Here is a 20,575-nt window from a genome sequence, read left to right as displayed (position 1 = left end):
CATCACTTCACCGCGCCGGCCGTGAGGCCGCGGATGTAGAAGCGCTGGAGGGCGAGGAAGACGACGAGGCAGGGCACCATCATCACGGTGACGCCCGCCTGCACGGCCCCCCAGTCGATGGATCCGAAGCGGCCGGCCCGCACCGCCGTCATCAGCACGGGGAGGGTGAACTTCGACTCGTCGCTGAGGAAGACCAGGGCGGCGAGGAACTCGTTCCAGCTGTTGAGGAACGCGAAGATCGCCACCGTGGCGACGCCGGGCATGACGAGCGGCAGCAGCACCCGCACGAGCAGGCGCAGGTCGCGCACCCCGTCGATGCGGGCCGCTTCCTCGATCTCGCGCGGCACGGCGTCGAAGGCGTTGCGCATCATGAAGATCGAGAAGGGGAGCTGCAGCGTCACGTAGACGAGCGTCAGTCCCGTCAGCGTGTTCTGCAGGTGCATCCGCGTCAGCAGGATGAAGAGCGGCACCAGGATCGACTGGAACGGCACCATCATGGTGGTCATCACCAGCACGAAGCAGGTGTTGCGCAGCGGGAAGCGGTAGCGCGAGAAGCCGTAGCCGGCGAACAGGCTGACTACGACGCTGAGCACCACGGTGGATCCGGCGACGAGGCCGCTGTCGGCGGCGTGGAGCCACAGCCCCCCGCTGAAGCCGTCGAGCGTGCGGTAGGCGTCGAGGCTGAAGCCCCGCGTCGGCCAGGGCGGCAGCGGCGGCTGCGCGGCTTCGGCGGCCGGCCGGAACGAGGACAGCACCGTCCAGGCGATCGGCGCCAGGAAGGCCGCGGCGACGACGAGGCCGACCAGCGTCGACAGGGCCGCCGTGAGGCGGGCGCGCCCGCGCGTCGCCCTCACCGGGCGTCCTCCCGGTCGCGCAGCAGCCAAAGCTGGCCGACGCTGAGGACGAGCAGGATGGCGAGCAGCGCGATCGACAGGGCCGAGCCGTAGCCGAGGCGGAACGACACGAAGGACTGGTTGAAGATCGTGTAGACCGCCGTGACGGTCTGGTTGCGGGGGCCGCCCGCCACCATGATGTAGAACTGGTCGAAGGCCAGCATCGAGCCGGTGACGCACAGGATGAGGGCCAGGCCCAGCGTGCGGCGCATCAGCGGCAGGGTGATGAAGCGGAAGCGCTGCAGCGGCCCCGCGTGGTCGATGCGGGCGGCTTCCACGACGTCGCCGGGGATGCCCTGCAGCCCGGTCATCAGCAGGATCATGGTGAAGCCCGCGACCTTCCACACCACCATGGCGACGATGGCCGGGAAGGCCGTGCCGAAGTCGCCCAGGATGTTGACCCGCTGCGGCGTGAAGCCCAACGCCTGGAAGGCCGGGGCGAACAGGCCGCTGTCGGTGTTGAGCAGCCACACCCACAACAGCGACGCCGTGGCGAACCCCACCACGACGGGCAGGAAGAAGACCGTGCGGAACAGGGCGCCGAGCGGGCGCGGGCGCTCGACGAACAGCGCCAGCGGGAAGGCGACCGCGAAGATCGCCACCGTGGCCACGGCCGTGTAGAGCAGCGTGAAGCGCAGCGACGACCAGAACCCCGCGTCCGACCACATCCGGACGTAGTTGCCGAGCCCGATGAAGCGCGGCACGCCGAGCAGCGGCCAGTTGTGCAGCGACATCCAGGCCGTCATCCCGATCGGCACGACGAAGAAGACGACCACCAGCGCCATGGCGGGCAGGACGTAGAGCAGCCCGACGAGGTCGCGCCGCTTCCTGCGGCGGCGATCCTTGGGTTTCGCCGCCGCGGCCGTGGCGGCGGTCGGCAGGGACGTGGCGGACATCGGGCTGCTCCTCGGCGGCGGTCGGGACGCGTCACTTCGCGGCGTCGATGACGTCCTGCATGCGGGTTTGGCCGTCCCTGATGGCGCTGGCCGGGTCGGCCCCGAAGATCGCGGCGTTCATCATCTGCGCCCAGGGCCCGTTCGGGCTGTTGATGATGTCGTTGAACAGGGGCGAATAGGGGGTGCGCCCCACCGCGATGGCGGCTACCGCGACGTCGTAGCGGGGGTCCTGGCCCTTCATCACGTCGGCGGCGATGTCGGAGCGGGCCGGCAGGCTGCCGTGACGCACCATCAGCCGCTGGCCTTCGGGCGAATACACGTATTCCATGAAGGCTTCGACGGCCTTGACCGATTTCGCCCCCTTGGTGACGACGATGTTGTTGCCGCCGACGAAGGAGGAGGTGCCGCCGTCCCGGCCGGGGATGAGCGTCACGCCGAAATGGAGGTCCGGATACTTGATCGTCAGCACGCCGATCTGGCTCGCGCCGATCGACTGCAGGCCGATCTTGCCGTCGACGATCGACAGGAAGTCGGAGCCCGTGTCGGTGCGGGAGCTGGCGGGCACCATGCCGCCGGCGACGAGCGAGCGGTAGAAGTCGACGCCGTCCTTGAGCGCCGGGGTGTCGAGCGTCGCCTTCGCGCCGTCGTCGACCAGGATCTGCCCGCCCGAAGCCCACACGAGGGGCGTGAAGGTGAAGATGTAGCAGCCCCCGCAGGCCCCGGAGAAGTAGAAGCCGTGCGTGTCGCCGCCGAGCGCCGTCACCCTGGCGGCGTCCGCCTTCCACTCGGCCCAGGTGGTCGGGCCCTTGTCGGCGTCGAGCCCCGCCTTCCTGAACAGGTCCTTGTTCCAGGCCAGGACGGAGGTTTCGGTGGTCAGCGGCAGGCCGTACACCTTGCCCTGGTAGGTCCCGACGGACAGGTGCGCCGGCGACAGCGCCCCGAAATAGGGCAAGCCCTTCGCCCAGGCGGTCAGGTCCTCGAGCTGCCCGGCCTGGGCGAATGTCGGCGTGTGGATCAGGTCGAGCGCCACGGCGTCGGGCGCGTTGCCGGCCGCGATGGCGGTGGCGTATTTCTGGACGAACTCGTCGACCGGCAGGGTGACCACCGCGACCTTGTCGGCATGGCTCTCGCCATAGGCCTTGGCGACGGCTTCGAGCGTGTCGCCCTGGCCGCTTCGGCTCCAGATGGTCAGCGTTTGGGCCGCCGCCGGCATCGCCAGGGCCGTCAGGGCCGTGGCCGCGGCGAGCAGAGTTTCGAATGCGCGCATGAAGTCCTCCCTCGATGTTGCGTCGAACCCGGCGCGATCGTTGGCGACGGGGTGGTCAGGGTCCCTGGGGGCCCTCGGTCAGCCGCAGGAGCGCCGGACGACGAGCCTGCAGGGCAGCGCGCGGACCCCGGGCGGCACCGGGCGGCCCTCGACGAGGTCGAGCAGCGTCAGCCCGGCGTGGCGGCCGAGGTCCTTCAGGTTCATGTCGACCGTGGTGAGGGGGGGGCGGGTGGCGGCGGCGAAGATTTCCCAATTGTCGAAGCCCACCACCGCGATGTCGCCCGGGACGGCGACCCCGCGCAGCGTCAGCGCGTCGATGAGCCCGCGCGCGATCTGGTCGTTGCCGCAGAACACGGCGTCGGGGCGCCCCGCGGGGTCGGCGAGGAGGCGCTCGGCGGCGGCGAAGCCCCAGGCTTCCGACCAATCGCCCACCATGGGATGCTCGGTGAAGGGCCGCAGCCCGGCCCGGGCCAGCGCTTCCGCGAAGCCTCGGGCGCGCTGCGGCACGACGGCGAAGTCCGCCGGGCCGGTGACGTGCGCGATGCGGCGGCGCCCGAGCGCCATCAGGCGCTCGACCGCGAGGCACGCCCCGGCCCGGTCGTCCGACACGAAGCCGATGGAACCCTCCGGCCCCTCGCAATAGGCGTAGACCACCGGCACGTCGACGACGGACAGGTCGACGGAAAGGCGGCGGTCGAGGCGCTTGCCCGACGCGATGATGCCGTCGACCTGCTTTTCCAGCATGGCGTCGACGTGGCTCTGGCCGACGGCGGAGTCGCGTTCGACCGAGCACAGGAACACCGACACGCCGCGGTCGACGAGCGCTTCGGAGATGCCGGCCATCACGGGCAGGGTGAAGCGGCCGTAGGTGTCGTCGGTGAGGAGCCCGATGGTGAAGCTCCGCTGCTTCAGCAGGGCACGCGCGATGGCGTTCGGCCGGAAGCTGAGCGCCTTGGCGACCTCCTTGACGCGCTCCCGCGTCGCCACCGCCATGCGGCCCTGGCCGCTCAGCGCCTTCGACGCGGTCGCGATGCTGACTTCCGACGCCCGGGCGACGTCGTGGATGGTCACGCGGGCGGCGCGGCCGTTCCGCGCCGGCAAGGTCCGATCGGCCGCCTCGTCCACGTCGTTTCCCCCTGGCCGCGCCGGTTCGACCGGCTGCGAAAACGTTTTCCCAAACTGACCCGTTCCCGGCGGCCCGTCAAGGGCCCGGACCGCGCGGGCTCGCGAGCGCGGGGCCGCCGCGCGTCCGAAACGCGTCCGAAGCGCGTCGGAGCGCATCCCCGGGCCGCCCGCCGGACGCCGCCGCAGCCTCCCGGACGGCGCGCGCGCTTCAGGGTGCGGCGAGCATGGCCCGCAGGACTTCGGCCCGCAGGTCGTCGGCCCAGCCGCCGCCCCGATGGCCGCCGTGGCGGCGCGGCCGGCCTCGGCCGGATGGGATCCATCGCCCTCGCCGACAGGCACATGGATCATCGACGCCCCGGCGTCGCGGCACTGGGCTGCGGTGCGGGCCAGGTCATCGGGCGACAGGGGGAGCCCGGGCTGATCCAGCTTCGTCCGACGGCCGCCGTCGGGTGCGACCATGATGGGCATCGATGTCGAGGCAACCTCTGCTGGCATCCGCGCCGTCCTGCCCCGGCATAGAACACATGGATCTCCAGAGATCCATCCGAAACAGAAACGTCGCTGTCCATCGGATCGGGCTGGGCCCGATACAGAGGGACGGGAATCATCCGACGTAGCGAGGCTTTCCACGGCATATCGGCGCGATGCAGACCGCAGCTCTCTACAGTTCAGACCATCTGCGCGGCGTGACGCTGCTGACGATGCGTCGATTGGAATTGCAGGCCGACATGCGGATGGCAACGACGGCGCGCCTCGACAAGCATCCGAGGTCGGAAGACCCGGGCGGTACACGCGATGACGATGCGACGGCGGTGCGCGACGGGGCGCGGACTTGCCGGACAGGCGAGGGCGCGGGTCGACAGCTGGAAGACGGCGGGCGACCATGCCCTCGCTTCGCAGGTCCTGAGGTCGGTCAGGCGCCGGGCCGAGCGGCCCGCCGCCTCCGACGGCCTCGACGGGATCGGCTGGGATGCGCTCGCGGGCGAGGACCACGCCGGCCGCGGCTCGGCAGGCGGTCGGGGCGGGTGGCCCGGCGGGATCGTGGGTCGTGCCAGGCGACGGAGATGCCGATGCATCTCCGTCGCGCCGCACGGCCGGCGGCGCGCGTTCGCGCCGGCCAGCGGTCGACATCTTCGACCGCTGGGATCAGTCCTCGGGCAGGTCGAGGATCGCCCGCGCGGTAGTCACGTCCGTCACGAGGGCATTGATCAGCTTCGCCCGCACCGCGGCCCGGATCGCCACCGCCTTGGCGGGCGACGCCGCCACGCCGATGACGAGCGGCACGGCCCGGAACTGCGCGGGAGACACGGCGATCAGCCTGTTCTCGCCTTCCCACGGGATCAGGTTGCCCTTCGCGTCGAAGTAATGGCGGATCACGTCGCCTACGGCATGGACGAGGGCCTGCTCGCTGGGCGTGACCTGGAGGCGGCCGTGGGTGGGATCGACCGCGTGCGGAACGCCGATGCCGACGATGGCGGCGTCGATCCGGTCCCACAACGCGAGGTGCTCCGACAGGGTGGCGTCGCGCAGCAGCGCTTCCCGCGCTTCCTTCGACGGCAGGTACGGGGCGTGGATGAAGCGGGGCGTGCCGCCCAGCTGCTCGGCGGCGAGGCGGACGAATTCGCCGATCTGGAAATGCGGGGCGGGCTGCTGCATCCCGCCGGTCGCCGGCACGGTGACGACGCCGGGAAGGCGGGGGAGCCCGGTGGCGATCACCTCGCGCACGGCGCGGCCCCAGCCCATCGCGATGACCGAGCCCGCGGACAGGCCGGCTTCCCTCAGAAACGTCCCGACCGGCCCCGCCAGGCCCGCCAGCCCGCCGGCGTCGGCGGCGTCCACCACCGCGGCGCGGCGCAGCTCCAGGCGCTCGACCAGCTTCGCGTTGAGGTCCACCGGCGTTTGGAACTCGCGCACCTCGATGCGCACGATCCCGTCGAGCCGCGCCCGGCGGAGCAGCCTCGACACCGTCGCGGTCGAGATGTTGAGCCGGCGCGCGATCTCCACCTGAGACAGGTCGGCCTCGTAGTGGAGCTTGGCCACCGTGTGGAGCGTCGCGCGCGACGCGAGGTCCTGGGGAACGTCGGCAGACAGCTTGAAATTCCTTTCTGAAACATGTTACGGTGCCTTCGCAGGCGAGGGGGCGGCCCGGGCGTTCGAAGCGCCGTGTCGCGGGCCCGTCCCCCGCTCAATCTAGGCCATCTCCGGGCAGGTGGCATCGGGATCCTCGTCCGGTCTACGGCCGGACCATGAACAGGGCCATGTACAATGTCATCCATGACGACGGCCGAGAGCCGGGGCTACCAGCAGATCTGCGGCGACGACGGGGCCATGATGGTCGTGGCCGCGGACCAGCGGGGCGGCATGCGGAAGATCATGGCGGCGAGCCCGTCCGAGGAATCCGCCATCACAGAAGCGATGCTGGGTGAAACCAAGGCCGACCTCACGACCCACCTCGCCAGCCAGGCGTCGTGCATCCTGCTCGACCCCGTCTGCGCCGTGCCGGGCATCGTCGACCGCGCGGTCCTCGGGCGCAACACCGCGCTGCTGATCGGCCTCGACGCTTCGGGCTTCGACACCACCCCCGACGGCTATCGCCTGTCCCGCCTCGTGCCGGGCATCGACGCGCGGAAGGTGCGCGCGCTCGGCGGCACCGGCGGCAAGATCATGGTCTACCTCCGGGCGGACCGCCCGGACGCCAACGTCGAGAACGTCCGGATCCTGGAGCGCTGCATCGCGGACTTCGCCGCCGAAGACCTGCTGCTCGTCGTCGAGTTCCTGACCTACGAGCTGCCGGGCGAAAGCAAGGACGCCTACAAGGCGGCCTTCCCCGGCCTCATCGAGGCGGGCACCCGCATCTGCCTCGACGTCGGGTCGAAGGTGCTCAAGCTCCCCTATCCGGGCGGCGCCGCCACCTGCGCCCGCGTCACGGCGATGTGCAAGGACGTGCCCTGGGCCGTGCTGTCGGCCGGCGTCGACCACGAAACCTTCCTCGGGCAGGTCGAGATCGCCATGGCGAACGGGGCGTCCGGCGTCATCGCGGGCCGGGCCCTGTGGAAGGACTGCATCTCGCTCGACCGGAGCGTGACGCGCGAGCGCCTGACCACCATCGCCGTGCCCCGCCTGCGGCAGATCCAGGCCATCCTGGCCCGGCACAGGTCGGCGCGGGCCGAGGCGGCGTGACGCGCCCATGCACGGGACCCCTCTCGCGATAGGCGTCGACATCGGGGGCACCAACCTCAGGGTCGCCCTCGTGGCCGGCGACGGTTCCTTGACCGCGCGGTCGTCCGAACGCATCGGCACGGACCCCGATGCCGTCGTGGCCCGCATCCGCGACCTGTGCCTCGGGCTGCGCTCGAGCGCCGTCACGGCGATCGGGATCGGGGTCCCGGGCCGGGTCGATGGGATCCGGCGGACCGTGCTTTCGGGCGGCTACGTCGACCTGTCGTCGTCCCGGATCGTCGAGCGCGTCGAGGACGCCGTGGGGCTCCCGGTCGCGATCGACAACGATTGCAACATGGCGCTGGTCGCCGAGATGGCGGTCGGGGCCGCGCGAAACCGGGACGACGTGGTGATGTTCACCATCGGCACCGGCATCGGCGGCGCCGTGGCGCTGGGCGGCCGGATCGTGCGGGGCACGGCGACGGCCGGCCAGCTCGGCCACCTGACCGTGTCGCAGGGCGGCGAACCCTGCAACTGCGGGCGGCGCGGCTGCGTCGAGACGACGAGCTCCGGGACCGCGCTGGGGCGGCACGTCCGCGAGGCGGGCCTGCCGCCCGAAACGCGCGTCGAGGACCTCATCCAGGCGGCGTCCCGCGGGGACGCGCGGTGCGGCGAGGTCCTGCTGAGGTGGGTCGGCCCCCTCCGGTCCGCCATCGACAGCATGGTGGCCGCCGTCAGCCCCGAGCTCGTCCTCCTCGGGGGCGGCCTCGGCGGGGCGGCCCACCGGGCGCTCGCCGGGGCGCCCGCCGTGTCGCCCTGGTACCGATGCCCGGTCGGGGCGGCGCAGCTCGGGGACGATGCCGGCGTGATCGGATCGGGGCTCGCGGCCGCCCGGGCGGCGGGGGCGGACGGCGGGCCCGCCGTCAGCGGAAAGCCCGCGCCATGAAGGCGGCGATCCTCGTCAACGGCGTGCCCGCCAGCGGTAAGAGCACGGTGTCGCGCGCCGTCGCGCGTCGCCTCGGCGTGCCGCTGATGACGCTCGACACCGTCAAGGAGCCGCTGTTCCACCACATCGGCACGGGCGACCGGGAGCACAATCGCAAGCTCGGGCGGGCCAGCTACGAGATCATCTTCGCCGCCATCGGGGAATGGCCCGCGGACGCGACCGTCGTGGTCGACGCGTGGTTCGGCTTTCAGCCGCCCGAAGTCCTCGAAGCCCATCTCGCGACCGCCGGCATCGGGCGCACGGCGGAGCTGTGGTGCCACGCCCCCGGGGCGGCCCTGGCCGAGCGCTACCTGTCGCGGGCGGCCACGCGCTCCCCGGGTCATCCCGGGGCCGACTACGTCCCGGAGCTCCTGGCGCTGAACGCGCGGGCGACGCCCATCGGCCGGGGCCCCTGCCTCCACGTCGACACGACGGCCCCGCTCGAAACCGACGCCGTCATGGCCTGGATCGCGCGAGCCCTCGCGGGGGGCTGACCCCGGCCCGCCCGCGCAGCGCCGTCCCACCAGACTAGAAATTTCATACAGAGAGATATTGCAGGATCTCGCGATCGAACGTAGTCTGCGATGGCCGACAGACGGCGACGTGAACCGGACGAGACGATCCCACCAAGGGGCGCCGCCGCTCATATGTCCAACATGGGAGGATGCATTGCAGAAGACATTGTCGGCATTGGCCGCCGTGGCGCTCGGCATGGGTGCGTTGGTCAGCAACGCCGAAGCACAGAACAAGAAATTCACGATAGCGTTGGTCCCTGGCCTCACGACGGATGCGTTCTACGTCACGATGCGGCGGGGCGCGGAAGCGGCCGCCAAGGCTGTCGGCGCCGATCTGATCTTCCAGGGTGCGCCCGATTTCAATCCCGTGACGCAGTCGCCGGTGCTCGACGCCGTGATCGCCCGCCATCCGGACGCGATCCTGATCGCGCCGACCGACAAGACGCAGATGGTGCAGCCCTTGAAGAAGGCCGCCGATGCCGGGATCCCGGTCATCACGGTCGACACCTTCATCGGCAATGGCGACTACCAGACCGGGAAGGGGGGCGCGGAGTTCCCGCTGTCCTACGTCGCATCCGACAACGTCCTCGGCGGCAAGATGGCGGCGCGGGCGCTGGCCAAGGCCATCAACGACAAGGGCAAGGTCTACGTTTCGAACGTCAAGCCCGGCATCTCGACCACGGACCAGCGTGAAGAAGGGTTCAAGGAGGAGATGAAGTCCCATCCCGGGATCCAGGTGCTCGAAACCCAGTTCAACGACGACGATGCCAACAAGGCGGCGTCGCAGGTGCAGTCCGTCTTCGCCCGCAACTCCGATCTCGACGGCGTGTTCGGGGCAAACCTGTTTTCGGCGCTCGGCGCCGCCAACGGCGTCAAGCAGGCCGGGCAGCAGACCAAGATCAAGGTCGTCGGCTTCGACGCGCCGACCTCCGTCGTGGCCGACGTGAAGTCGGGCGCGATCGACGCCGTCATCGCCCAGCACCCGGCGGAGATCGGCTACTTCGGCGTGATCTCGGCCTACGCGCACCTGACGGGCCAGTCGATCCCGACCAGGATCGGCACCGGCTTCACCGTCATGGACAAGGCCAACATCGACGATCCGGCGGTGGCCAAGTTCATCTACAAGGACTGAGCTCCGAGGCAGGCCGCGACCGCGTGGAGCCACGCGGTCGCGTGAAGACGCCCGGGACGGCGACGGGCCGGGACCGGGGCAGGGCGACCGGGACGGGCCGCGACGGCTGCGGCCGGTGCCGGGCTCCCCCGGATCGTCGCCACGCCCGGCAGCCCGGCGCGGGCGGACCCCTCCGAACCGCCACGACGCGTCCGGCCCCCGACCCTTCATCTCGCAACGGAACAGCGCATGTCCGCACCCTCCACGTCCCTCCTCCGGGCGAACCGGCATTCGAAAGCGCCGCACCCGTGGCTGGTCCGGCTCGCGGCGCTGCGGGCCTGGCTGTTCCTGGCGCTGCTGCTCGTCACCTTCGAGGTGTGGGCCCGGGCGAGCTACGGCGTGAGCTTCGTGCTTTCGTCGTACAACGCGCAGTCCATCGCGGTCTTCGCCGTGGCGCCGCTCCTCCTGGCGCTGGGCGAAACCTTCGTGATCATCGCCGGCGGCATCGACCTGTCGGTCGGCTTCGTCATGGGCCTGTCCGCCGTGTTGGCGGCCCACGCCACCAACGCCGCGGACTCGTCCCTGCCGCCGCTCCCGGCCATGCTGGTCGGCATCGCGGCCGGCCTCGCCGTCGCGCTGGTGCCGGGCGCCATCAACGGCTGGCTGATCTCCAAGCTCAAGGTCCCGCCCTTCATCGGCACGCTGGGCATGTTCGGCGTCGCGCGGGGCACGGCCTTCCTGCTCGCCAAGGGCACCACGGTGCCGGTCACGAACGACTGGTTCGCCGCGCTCGGCAACGGCCGCCTGTTGGGCATCCCCGTCGTGGTGCTGGTCACGGCGGTGTTCGTGCTGTTCATGCACTACCTGCTCGGCCAGTCGCGCTTCGGCCAGCACACCTACGCGGTCGGGGCCAGCGAGCAGGCGGCGCTGCGCGCCGGCATCGGCGTCGGCCGCCTCACGCGCCGCCTGTACCTGCTGTCCGCGCTGTGCGCCGGCCTCGGCGGCGTCCTGTACACGGCGCGCTTCACGGCCGGCGCCGCCCAGGCGGGCGAACCCCTGCTGCTCGACTCGATCGCCGCCGTGGTGATCGGCGGCGCCAGCCTGTTCGGCGGTTCCGGCACCATCCTCGGCACCGTGGCGGGCTCCCTGGTGATCGCGGTGATCCAGTACGGCCTCGTCTTCATCGACGTCGAGCCGTTCTGGCAGTTCGTCGCGGTCGGCGTGGTCATCATCATCTCGGTGCTGGTCGACCAGACCCAGCGCAAACTCGGCGGAGAACGCTGATGAGTGCCGTCCCTTCCCCATCCAGCCAGCCGCTGCTCGACGTCCGGGGCGTCTACAAACGGTTCGGCGGCGTCGAAGCGCTCAAGGGCGTGTCGCTCGAACTGCATCCGGGCGAGGTCGTGGCGCTGGCCGGCGACAACGGCGCCGGCAAGTCGACCCTCACCAAGATGATCTCCGGCGTGTACCCGGCGGACGACGGCGAGATCAGGCTCGACGGCCAGGCGGTCCGGTTCTCGACGCCCGAAGCCGCGCGCGTCGCCGGCATCGAGACGATCTACCAGGACCTCGCTCTGGCCGACAACCTGTCGATCGGCGCCAACATCTTCCTCGGCCGGGAGCCGATGCGGCGCGCCTTCGGCGTGCTCCCCGTCCTCGACCGCAGGGCCATGGCCCAGGCGGCCAAGGAAACCATGTCGCGGCTGGACTTCCACGTCGATCGCCTCGAAGCCCCGGTCGGCCGCTTCTCCGGCGGGCAGCGGCAGGCCGTGGCGATCGGCCGGGCCATGTACTGGAACGCGCGCGTGATCCTGATGGACGAGCCCACCGCGGCGCTCGGCGTGCCGGAACAGCGCAAGGTGCTGACGCTGATCCGGAACCTGAAGGCGCAGGGGCGGGGCGTGATCTTCATCAGCCACAACCTCCAGGACATTTTCGCCGTGTCCGACCGCATCGTGGTGCTGCGGCGCGGTAGCCTGGCGGGCGAACGCCTGATCGCGCAGACCACCCACGACGAGGTCGTGAAACTGATGATCGGCGGCTGACGGCCGCCGGATGCGGAGGCCCCGGCGGTGCGCCGCGGGATCGGGAGTGAAAGCATGTTGAACTTCGACGGGCGCGTGATCCTCGTCACCGGGGCGAGCGGGGGCATCGGCGGCGCGACGGTCCGGCAACTCGTCGCCGCCGGGGCCGAGGTGGTGGCGAGCGGCCGGGACGCCGATGCGCTGGCGCGGCTCGCGGCCGACACCGGCTGCCGCACGCTGGCCTTCGACCTGGCGTCGGAGGACAGCGTCAGGACGGCGCTGGACGGTTTCGACCTGTGGGGCGTCGTCAATTGCGGCGGCTTCGGCGGCGAGATCGCCACCCCCATGGAGACCGACATCTCGGTCTTCGACAAGGTCATCGGCGTCAACGCGCGCGGGGCGTTGCTGGTCACCAAATATGCGTCGCGATCGATGATCCGCCTCGGCCGCGGCGGCTCCATCGTCAACGTGTCGAGCCAGGCGTCGCTGGTGGCGCTGCGCGGCCATATCTCCTACGGGTCGTCGAAGGCGGCCCTCGACAACATCACCCGGGTGTCGGCGCTCGAACTCGGCCCCTACGGCATCCGGGTGAACAGCGTCAACCCGACGGTGGTGATGACCGAGATGTCGGCCTTCTACTGGGGACGGCCGGACATCGGCGGCCCCTTCCTCGACCAGATGCCGCTCCGCCGCTGGGCCACCGAGGACGAGATCGCCGCGCCGATCGTGTTCCTGCTCGGCGACGGTGCGTCCATGATCACCGGCGTGTCGCTGCCCATCGACGGCGGCTTCACGGCCTGCTGACGCGGGCGCCTGTCCGCCGGTTCGGTTCGGTCGGCCGCGAAGGGGACCCGCAGTTCGAACGTCGTCGTCCCCGGCGGCGGCAGGACCAGCACGCCGCCGATCGAGGCCGCGAGCCGCTTGACCAGCCCCATGCCCATGCCGGTGCCGTGGGCGGCTTCGGCGAAAGGCTGCCCGTCGTCGTCGACGGACACGACGCCCTCGAGGTCGCCGTCCGTGCTGATCGACAGGCGGACGTGGCCGGGCTCCTCCTCGGCGAAGGCGTGTTCGATGGCGTTGATCGTCAGCTCGTTCACGACGAGGGCCATCGTGGTGATCTGCCGTTGCGACAAGCCGGGCACTTCGCGCTCCACCTCCAGCGAGATCGACCGCGGTTCCGCCTGGGCGTGGAGCGCTTCGCGCACCTGCCGCAGCGCGGCGCTCAAGCTCTGCTGCCGCTCGCGACACAGCGCGCTGCGGGCACGCGACGTGACCGCGACGCGCCCCAAGGCCCCGTTCAAGGCTTGGCGCACGACGCCGAGTTCCGCGACGAGACCGACGGCTGCATCGCGGTCGTGCTCCAACCCTGACGGGGTTCAGCGATGCCATCCGCCGTTCTCACGGGCATCGCCCGGTCCGGGGGGATCCGCGCGTCGAGCGCAAAGGCCCGAGTTCGTCCACCGATGCCGACCGGCTGGCGCGGGCGCTCGGCTGGTTCTCGGTGGGGCTCGGCGTCGCCGCCTTCGCGGGCGTCGACGCCGTCCACCGACGCCGGCCGGGCCGCGGCCGCGATGATTCCGATCGCGTCGGCCTGCCGCGGGGGGCGCAGGCGTCGCGCGGCCTCGCGCGCCGCGATGTCCCGACGCCGCCGGACCATCTGGCGGAAGGCACGGTCGCCGCCGCGCTTCCCGCCACGTGACACCGGACGGCGGGGATGCGCCGGCATGTCCGTCGCCGGGCCCGAGCGGGCCACGCGCGCGGCGAGGGGCGCGAGCCTGCCCGGGCCGGGGCTCCGAGGCCCCGGTTCGTCATCCGCCCCGCGTCGCCACCCACACGACGTGCCGGATCCCGCGCTTGCCGTGGGCGCGCGGCGTTTCCACCGCCACGGCGAAGCCGGCGCGCTTCAGCCGCGCCGTGAAGCGGTCGTCGGGCTCGGACGACCACACGGCCAAACGCCCGCCGGGGCGCAGGGCGTCCCGCGCCGCCGCCAGCCCGCGCGCGTCGTAGAGCGCGTCGTTGCCGGCCCGCGTCAGCCCGTCGGGGCCGTTGTCGACGTCGAGCAGGATGGCGTCGAAGCGCCCGGGGCCCGACGCGGCGCGCATCAGCCGCCCGACGTCGCCCTCGTGGACCGTCACCCGCGGGTCGTCGAGGCTGCCGGCGTGGACGGCGCTGAGCGGCCCGCGGCCCCAGGCCACGACGGCCGGCACCAGCTCCGCCACCGTCACGGCGGCGTGGGGACCCAGCAGCGCCAGCGTGGCGCGCAGCGTGAACCCCATGCCGAGCCCGCCGATCAGCACGCGCGGGCGCTCGGCCGCGTCGAGCCCCGCGCAGCCGAGCCGCGCCAGCGCTTCCTCGGAGCCGCCGGTGCGGCTGCCCATCAGCACGATGGGGCCGAGCCGGATGACGTATTCGTGCCCACGCCGCATCAGGCGCATCTCGCCGCCGTCCCCCGGGACCGCGACGGTGTCCAGCGTTTCCCAGGGGATCATGGCGGCTCCCGTCCGGCGCGCCGGCGCCGAAGCGGCCCTCATAGGGGCAGGGGAGGGCGAAGGCCAGCGTCCCGGCCCCGTCGTCGCACGCCGCTCGACACCGCCGGCCGGAGCGCGCATCTGAGGGGCCCACCGGAGGACCCGCCTTGCTGTTGACCGCCTTCATCGCCGCGACGCTCGCCTGGGCGGGGCTGTCCCTGGTCCTGTCGGCCCGGCAGACCGCCCACGTGAGGGCCCACCGCGACGCGGTGCCGCCGGACTTCGCCGCCGCCGTGTCGCTCGACGACCACCGCAAGGCGGCCGACTACACGGTGGCGCGCGAAAGGCTGTCGCGCGTCGACACGGCCGTCGGCACCGCCCTGACCCTGTTCTGGGCGCTGGGCGGCATCGGTGTCCTGTACCGCCCGCTGGCGTCGCTGCTGGAGCCGGGCTCGCTGACGCTGGGCGTGGCCTTCCTGGTCGCCGCCGCGGCGGTCGGCACCCTGCTCGACCTGCCGGTGGGGATCTGGCGCAAGTTCGTGGTGGAGCGGCGCTTCGGCTTCAACCGCACCACGGCCTCGACCTTCCTGGCGGACCTCGGGCGGCGCTCGGCCCTGTCCCTCGCCGTGGCGGTGCCGCTGCTCTACGCGGCGCTGTGGGCCATGCGGAGCTTCTCGGGCCTGTGGTGGCTCTGGGCGTGGCTGGCGCTGCTGGTGCTCATGGTGGCGGCACCGGCCGTCTACGTCCGGCTGGTGGCGCCGCGGTTCAACACCTTCACGCCGCTGGAGGAGGGGCCCCTGCGCGCCGGCATCGAGCGGCTGCTCGCCGGCGCGGGCTTCCGCTCGTCGGGCCTGTTCACCATGGACGCGTCGCGACGCACCGCCCACGGCAACGCTTACTTCATCGGCTTCGGCCGTTCGAAGCGCATCGTGCTGTTCGACACGCTCATCGCCAAGAGCGCGCCCGGCGAGATCGAGGCGGTGATCGCCCACGAGCTCGGCCATTTCCGCCACCGTCACATCTGGTTCGGGCTGGCGCAGAGCGCGGTCGTCACCTTCCTGGGCCTCGCCGCCTTCGGCTGGCTGGTGAAGCAGCCCTGGCTGCTGCCGTCCTTCGGGGTGGAGCAGGACGGCGACGGCGTGCGGCTCTTCGCCTGCCTGCTGCTCGCCTCCGTGGTGAGCCCGCTGCTCGCGCCCCTGTCGAACTGGATCTCGCGCCGCAACGAGTTCCAGGCCGACGACTACGCCCGCCGCACGGTCGGCGCCGATCCGCTGATCAGCGCGCTGACGGGCCTCGCCCGCGACAACGCTTCGACGCTGACGCCCGACCCGCTCTACGCGCTGGCGCATTATTCCCACCCCCCGGTGCCGATCCGGGTGCGGCAGCTCCGGGACGCCGCGGCGGGCTGACGGGCGCGCGGGGGAGCGCCGTCACCCCGGCTTCGCCCCGCGCTTCTTCTTGCGGGCGTCCTTCTCGGCCTGGCCGATGTCGGCCTTGACGCGCAGGGCCGCGGCGCGCGCTTCCGTCACCCGCGTCGCGCAGAAGCCGTGCTTCACCTCGCCGGCGTAGCCGCGGCACATCTCCTCGCGCGAGGAGGAGAACTGCGCCTGCTCGTGCGCGTAGCCCATCAGCGCCGAGCGGAGCTTGGTGGTCGACATCAGCCGCTTGTAGCCCGCCCGCACGGCAGCCTCGGCCTGGGTGCGCTGGCGCTCGATCGCCTTGTCGCGCTCCGGCGTCAGGCTCGCCGCCGGCGGTCCCCAGAGCCCTGTCGGGTCGACCCGGCAATGCGTCGCCGCGAAGGCGCAGGCGGCGCGGTCCCCGGTTTCCAGCGCGGCGCCGTCGAGCACGTCGAAGGAGATCGGGCAGGCCGGCACCGGGATGCCGATCCGCGCCATGCCGCCGGGCTGGCCCTCGTCGCGCACCGGCAGCGGCAGGTCGGCCACGTCGACCCGGCATTCCGACCCGTCGTCGGCCTTCCCCGCCAGGACCAGATGCGACACGACCAGCGCCTTGTCGCGCGTTTCGAAGGTGATCTCGCTGCCGCGGCCGTCCCGGTACAGGGTTTGCCCGGCCAGCGACGCCGCCGGCAGCACCTTGGCGAGGGCCGGCGCGGCGGGCGCCGGCGCGGGCAGCCCCGCGGCGTCGCCCGGCCTGCGGTGGGGTTTCGGCTTGGCCGCCGGTTTCGCGGCCGGCGCCGCGGCGCCGGGGGCGCCTTCGGGCGTCGGCGCGACGGCGCCGGGGAGGACCAGCTGCGCCAGGGCGGGCGTGGCGACGACGGGCGCAGCGGTCGAGAGCAGGGCGAGGAGGACGAGGCTGGGGCGCATGCGATGGACGGACCGGACCGTGCTGTGCCGGCCGGAGCGGCAGGGATGCCCCGAGTGTAGCACCGCGGGCCGCGGCCGGGTCGCTTTTCGCCCCGCGGTCCGACGCCGCCCGACGCTGCGGCAATCGGGCCACACCCCGCCCGGGCCGCCGGGCGCGTGGCGGCGGCGGCCGGGACCGGCTACAAGCCCGGCATGCCGCCCGCCTCGCCGCCCCGCCGAGGGCCTCGCCCGCCCCGCGTCCTCGTGTTCGATTCCGGGCTCGGCGGCCTGACGGTGCTGGGCGAGGTCGACCGCGTCCGGCCCGAAGCCGAACGGGCCTACGTGGCCGACGACGCCGTGTTCCCCTATGGCGACCTGCCGGAGCCCGCGCTCGTCGCACGCGTGCTCGACGTCCTGGCTCCGCTGGTCGACCGCATCCGGCCCGACGCCGTGGTGGTGGCGTGCAACACGGCCTCCACGGCGGTCCTGCCGCCGCTGCGGGCGCGCTGGCCCGAACTCGCCGTCGTGGGCACCGTGCCGGCCGTGAAGCCCGCAGCGGCCGCCTCGGCGACGCGCCGCATCGCCGTGCTGGCCACGCCCGGCACGGTGGCGCGCGACTACACCCGCGACCTCGTGCGCGCCTTCGCGGGCGATTGTGCGGTGGACCTCGTCGGCGCGAAGCGGCTCGCCGCCCTGGCCGAGGCGGCGCTGCGCGGCGAAGGGCTCGACGACGCCGAGGTGCTGGCCGAGATCGCCCCCGCCTTCGTCGACCGCGACGGCCGCCGCACCGACACGGTGGTGCTCGCCTGCACCCACTACCCGCTGCTCGTCGACGTCTTCGCCCGCGTGGCGCCGTGGCCCGTCGCCTACCTCGATCCCGCCCCCGCCATCGCCCGGCGGCTCGACGCCGTGCTGGCCGAGCGCGGCTTCGCGGCGGCACGCGATGCCCCGCTGCGGCCCGGCCCCGTGGTCTTCACCTCCGGCCGGGCGCCCGGCCCGGCGCTGGCGCGGGCGCTCGCGGCGCGCGGCCTCGTGCCGGCGTGATCGATCGCCGGGCCGCATCGGACGGCGTCCGCTCGGCCCGTCGGCCACCCCGTCCTCAGTTGGCGTCGAGTCCGAGCCCGCACTCCTCGAAGACGGGCACCACGTCGATGCGGTCGACCCGCAGGATCAAGCCGCGCCTGCCGTCCAGCGACGGCGACGTCCTCGAAACGCTCCCGCAGGGTCGCGACGGCGGCCTCGGGCGACGCCGCTGTCGGGCGCCGGGAAAGGACGTTCGCGATCGGGAAACCCGTCGTCGATGCGGTTTCCGCTCGGCGCGGCCGGCGCATGCCGTGATGTGCGACGGGCCCCGAACTGAAAAGGGCCCGGCGCTGGTGCGCCGGGCCCTTCATCTCACGTCGAAGCCGGAGCTAGCCTCGGCTCACTCGGCGGCCTGCCGGCTCGGGGCGTTGCCCTGGGCCGTGGTGCCGTCCGTGTAGGTCCCGGCGCGCAGCGCCTTGCCCGGGGCGGCGCGGCCCGGCAGCGGCGGCAGGGCCTTGGCCTTCTCGAGGTCGATGCCGGCGCCCTGGGCGACGCGGGTGCCGTAGTCCTCGTCGCAATGCCAGAAGTGCCACACCATGCGGAGCTGGATCGGCTCCGGGCAGGCCTTCATATCGGCGACGAGGTTGGCGATCAGGTCGTCGCGCTCCCAATCCTGGAACGTGCGGTAGCGCTCGCCGGCCTGGGTGTAGTCGTCGGTCGTGCGGCTCGTCTGGTAGCGGCCGAGCTTGCCCTCGACCTGCTGGTGGTATTCGGCGGTCGGCTTGGCGGCCTCGACGAGGCTCTGGTTCAGCACCGACGGCTCGTAGTTGACGTTGGCGTTCGGGCCGCCGTCCACCGTGTAGGTCATCTGGCCGTCACGCTGGTTGGTGCGGGCGACGACGCCCGGAGCCGGCGCGTTGATGGGCAGCTGGAGGTAGTTGGCGCCGACGCGGTAGCGCTGCGTGTCCGAATAGGACAGCGTGCGGCCCTGCAGCATCTTGTCGTCCGAGAAGTCGATGCCGTCCACCAGCACGCCCGTGCCGAAGGCCGACTGCTCGACTTCCGCGAAGAAGTTCGAAGGCGCGCGATCCAGCACCAGGCGGCCGCAGGGCAGCAGCGGGAACTGGTCGACCGGCCACAGCTTGGTGTCGTCGAGCGGGTCGAAGGACAGGTGGTCGTTCGGGCCGTCCGGCATGATCTGCACGCAGAACTCCCATTCGGGGAAATTGCCGGCCGCGATGGCGTCGTACAGGTCGCGGGTGCAGTGGCCGACATCCTTGGCCTGGATGGCGGACGCCTGGGCCGAGGTCAGGTTGCGGACGCCCTGCTTCGGCTCGAAATGGAACTTGCACAGCACCGCCTCGCCCGCGTCGTTGACGAGCTTGTAGGTGTTGACGCCCGAGCCTTCCATCTCGCGGAAGGTGGCCGGGATGCCCCACGGCGACTTGAGATGCGTCACCATGTGCAGCGACTCGGGGTGCATGCCCACGAAGTCGAAGAAGCGCCAGGCTTCCTGGCGGTTGGTGACCGGATCCGGCTTGAAGGCGTGGATCATGTCGGGGAACTTGATGGCGTCCCGGATGAAGAACACCTTGAGATTGTTGCCGACGAGGTCCCAGTTGCCGTCGACGGTCTTGAACTTGATGGCGAAGCCGCGCGGATCGCGCTCGGTCTCGGGCGACTCCTTGGCGCCGGCCACGGTCGAGAAGCGGACGAAGGTGGGGGTCTTCACGCCGGTCTGGGTCAGGACCTTGGCACGGGTGTACTTGGAAGCCGGCTCGTCGCCGATCTTGCCGTAGGCTTCGAAGTAGCCGTGCGCGCCGGCGCCGCGGGCGTGGACGACGCGCTCCGGGATGCGCTCGCGGTCGAAATGGGTGATCTTCTCGATGAACTGGTAGTTCTCGAGGGTCGCCGGACCCCGCTCGCCGACCGTGCGGGTCGACTGGTTGTCGCGGACCGGGTGGCCCTGACGGGTGGTCAGGATGTTGGACTGTTCGGTCATGGGCTTCTCCAAGAAGCGAGGGGGGCTCGTTCGCGCCGGGCGATCGGATGTTTCGTCCCGGGGGAGCGATTTCAAGGCGGGCCGCGCGTCTCGCCGCGCGCGAACCCGCTGACATTTGCGTGAAGCGCGAGGCCGTGCCCGCGGCGAGCCGGCTCGCCGCTCGCTGTTCAAGACCTATCGGAAGTGATAATCATTTTCAATATCCCGTTGGGGACGATCGCCAGATTGCCGCATGCGCGGCTCCGAGACCGCCATGACGCTGCCAGACCGCTCGACGCCGGACCTCCCCAAGCGCCTCCCCGCCAACTACCAGCTCGTCTACGACGTGGTGCGGGCGCAGGCGCCGGGGCTGCACGCCCCCGCGGGCGACATCTTCACCCGCGCCAAGGCCCTGAAGCCCAGCCTCGGCTATTCCACCATCTACCGCGCGCTCGACCGGCTCTGCCAGATGGGGCTGGTGCTGGAGCTGCACCTGCCCGGAATGAACGCCGCACTCTATGAGCAGGCGCGCCCGGGCCATGCCCATTTCGTTTGCCGCGCCTGCGGCCGCATCGAGGACGTCGACTGCGACGTGCCTTCCGACGCCATCCATTCCTTCGTGCGCGGGCGCGACGGGGTGGTGGAGGAGATCATCCTCACCGTCCACGGCCGCTGCACCTCCTGCCGACTCGCCGCGCCGGAGCCGGCGGCGCTTCCCGCCGCGGACTCGCCATCATAGGTTAAATGGGTAATTGCTCACCTCCCCTGGGCTGGTGTGGTGTCGCGGGCGTCGGGAAGCGGTTGGATTTTTGGGTCGACGACGGC

Annotated in this window: 19 protein-coding genes and 2 pseudogenes; 10 read left to right on the top strand and 11 right to left on the bottom strand. The window is 71.9% G+C overall.

Features of this window, described 5'->3' with window-relative positions:
* Nucleotides 1-2 precede the first annotated feature (2 nt).
* The 6 genes and pseudogenes from D3273_RS23720 to D3273_RS23700 form a co-directional block, all read right to left on the bottom strand.
* A complete protein-coding gene (locus tag D3273_RS23720; protein WP_428977802.1) occupies nucleotides 3-815 on the bottom strand; it encodes a carbohydrate ABC transporter permease in 813 nt (270 codons plus the stop codon).
* A 35-nt stretch (nucleotides 816-850) separates the two neighbouring features.
* Nucleotides 851-1,789: a carbohydrate ABC transporter permease gene (locus D3273_RS23715; protein ID WP_129229401.1), complete on the bottom strand. Its 939-nt coding sequence runs from the start codon at nucleotides 1,787-1,789 to the stop codon at nucleotides 851-853.
* Between the two features lie 31 nt (nucleotides 1,790-1,820).
* Complete coding sequence (locus D3273_RS23710; protein WP_129229399.1) at nucleotides 1,821-3,056, bottom strand: ABC transporter substrate-binding protein; 1,236 nt, start codon at nucleotides 3,054-3,056, stop codon at nucleotides 1,821-1,823.
* 78 nt (nucleotides 3,057-3,134) lie between these two features.
* Nucleotides 3,135-4,181, bottom strand: a complete 1,047-nt coding sequence (locus tag D3273_RS23705) for a LacI family DNA-binding transcriptional regulator (RefSeq protein WP_245501358.1) — start codon at nucleotides 4,179-4,181, stop codon at nucleotides 3,135-3,137.
* Between the two features lie 285 nt (nucleotides 4,182-4,466).
* Nucleotides 4,467-4,640, bottom strand: a pseudogene (locus D3273_RS30050) (3-keto-5-aminohexanoate cleavage protein); the annotation flags it as partial.
* 687 nt (nucleotides 4,641-5,327) lie between these two features.
* Entirely contained in the window at nucleotides 5,328-6,221 is an 894-nt protein-coding gene (locus D3273_RS23700) for a sugar-binding transcriptional regulator (RefSeq protein WP_245501357.1), read from the bottom strand.
* Between the two features lie 225 nt (nucleotides 6,222-6,446).
* On the opposite strand from D3273_RS23700, the gene D3273_RS23695 reads away from it, so the two are divergent.
* The 7 genes from D3273_RS23695 (at nucleotide 6,447) to D3273_RS23670 (ending at nucleotide 12,779) form a co-directional block, all read left to right on the top strand.
* Entirely contained in the window at nucleotides 6,447-7,361 is a 915-nt protein-coding gene (locus tag D3273_RS23695) for a tagatose-bisphosphate aldolase (protein WP_129229394.1), read from the top strand.
* Nucleotides 7,362-7,368: 7 nt separating this feature from the next.
* Nucleotides 7,369-8,286 carry an ROK family protein gene (locus D3273_RS29415; protein ID WP_245501356.1) on the top strand — a complete coding sequence of 306 codons (918 nt, stop codon included), beginning with the start codon at nucleotides 7,369-7,371 and terminating at the stop codon, nucleotides 8,284-8,286.
* Nucleotides 8,283-8,819, top strand: a complete 537-nt coding sequence (locus D3273_RS29410; protein ID WP_245501355.1) for a P-loop nucleotide/nucleoside kinase family protein — start codon at nucleotides 8,283-8,285, stop codon at nucleotides 8,817-8,819. Before D3273_RS29415 ends, D3273_RS29410 begins: the two co-directional genes overlap by 4 nt.
* Before the next feature lie 217 nt (nucleotides 8,820-9,036).
* Nucleotides 9,037-9,972, top strand: coding sequence for an ABC transporter substrate-binding protein (locus D3273_RS23685; protein WP_165359647.1), 936 nt, complete (start codon nucleotides 9,037-9,039; stop codon nucleotides 9,970-9,972).
* 228 nt (nucleotides 9,973-10,200) lie between these two features.
* Entirely contained in the window at nucleotides 10,201-11,235 is a 1,035-nt protein-coding gene (locus D3273_RS23680; RefSeq protein WP_129229391.1) for an ABC transporter permease subunit, read from the top strand.
* Entirely contained in the window at nucleotides 11,235-11,996 is a 762-nt protein-coding gene (locus tag D3273_RS23675) for an ATP-binding cassette domain-containing protein (RefSeq protein WP_129229389.1), read from the top strand. Before D3273_RS23680 ends, D3273_RS23675 begins: the two co-directional genes overlap by 1 nt.
* 54 nt (nucleotides 11,997-12,050) lie before the next feature.
* Nucleotides 12,051-12,779 (top strand): SDR family oxidoreductase, encoded by a 729-nt coding sequence (locus D3273_RS23670; protein ID WP_129229387.1) that lies wholly within the window; start codon nucleotides 12,051-12,053, stop codon nucleotides 12,777-12,779.
* Nucleotides 12,780-12,826: 47 nt separating this feature from the next.
* On the opposite strand, the pseudogene D3273_RS29735 reads toward D3273_RS23670, so the two are convergent.
* From D3273_RS29735 to D3273_RS23655, 3 genes and pseudogenes are all read right to left on the bottom strand, one after another.
* A pseudogene (locus D3273_RS29735) lies at nucleotides 12,827-13,129 on the bottom strand (ATP-binding protein); the annotation flags it as partial.
* Nucleotides 13,130-13,272: 143 nt separating this feature from the next.
* Nucleotides 13,273-13,701 carry a hypothetical protein gene (locus D3273_RS28450; RefSeq protein ID WP_165359643.1) on the bottom strand — a complete coding sequence of 143 codons (429 nt, stop codon included), beginning with the start codon at nucleotides 13,699-13,701 and terminating at the stop codon, nucleotides 13,273-13,275.
* Nucleotides 13,702-13,783: 82 nt separating this feature from the next.
* Entirely contained in the window at nucleotides 13,784-14,464 is a 681-nt protein-coding gene (locus tag D3273_RS23655; RefSeq protein WP_129229384.1) for a spermidine synthase, read from the bottom strand.
* 146 nt (nucleotides 14,465-14,610) lie between these two features.
* Here D3273_RS23655 and D3273_RS23650 point away from each other — a divergent pair, with 146 nt between their 5' ends.
* Nucleotides 14,611-15,852, top strand: coding sequence for a M48 family metallopeptidase (locus tag D3273_RS23650; RefSeq protein WP_129229382.1), 1,242 nt, complete (start codon nucleotides 14,611-14,613; stop codon nucleotides 15,850-15,852).
* 21 nt (nucleotides 15,853-15,873) lie between these two features.
* Here the strand turns inward: D3273_RS23650 and D3273_RS23645 are convergent, their stop codons facing one another.
* Nucleotides 15,874-16,767 carry a hypothetical protein gene (locus D3273_RS23645; RefSeq protein ID WP_129229380.1) on the bottom strand — a complete coding sequence of 298 codons (894 nt, stop codon included), beginning with the start codon at nucleotides 16,765-16,767 and terminating at the stop codon, nucleotides 15,874-15,876.
* Between the two features lie 192 nt (nucleotides 16,768-16,959).
* On the opposite strand from D3273_RS23645, the gene murI reads away from it, so the two are divergent.
* A complete protein-coding gene (gene murI, locus D3273_RS23640) occupies nucleotides 16,960-17,790 on the top strand; it encodes a glutamate racemase (protein ID WP_129229415.1) in 831 nt (276 codons plus the stop codon).
* Nucleotides 17,791-18,169: 379 nt separating this feature from the next.
* Here murI and D3273_RS23635 read toward each other — a convergent pair whose 3' ends face one another.
* Complete coding sequence (locus tag D3273_RS23635) at nucleotides 18,170-19,771, bottom strand: catalase (protein ID WP_129229378.1); 1,602 nt, start codon at nucleotides 19,769-19,771, stop codon at nucleotides 18,170-18,172.
* Nucleotides 19,772-20,003: 232 nt separating this feature from the next.
* Between D3273_RS23635 and D3273_RS23630 the strand changes: the two genes are divergently transcribed.
* Entirely contained in the window at nucleotides 20,004-20,489 is a 486-nt protein-coding gene (locus tag D3273_RS23630) for a Fur family transcriptional regulator (RefSeq protein ID WP_129229377.1), read from the top strand.
* The last annotated feature ends 86 nt before the right edge of the window (nucleotides 20,490-20,575 follow it).

This window comes from Lichenibacterium minor (assembly GCF_004137685.1).
GTDB lineage: Bacteria > Pseudomonadota > Alphaproteobacteria > Rhizobiales > Beijerinckiaceae > Lichenihabitans > Lichenihabitans minor.
Note: the sequence above shows the minus strand (reverse complement) of the source record. Positions and strands in the feature narration are given on the sequence as shown.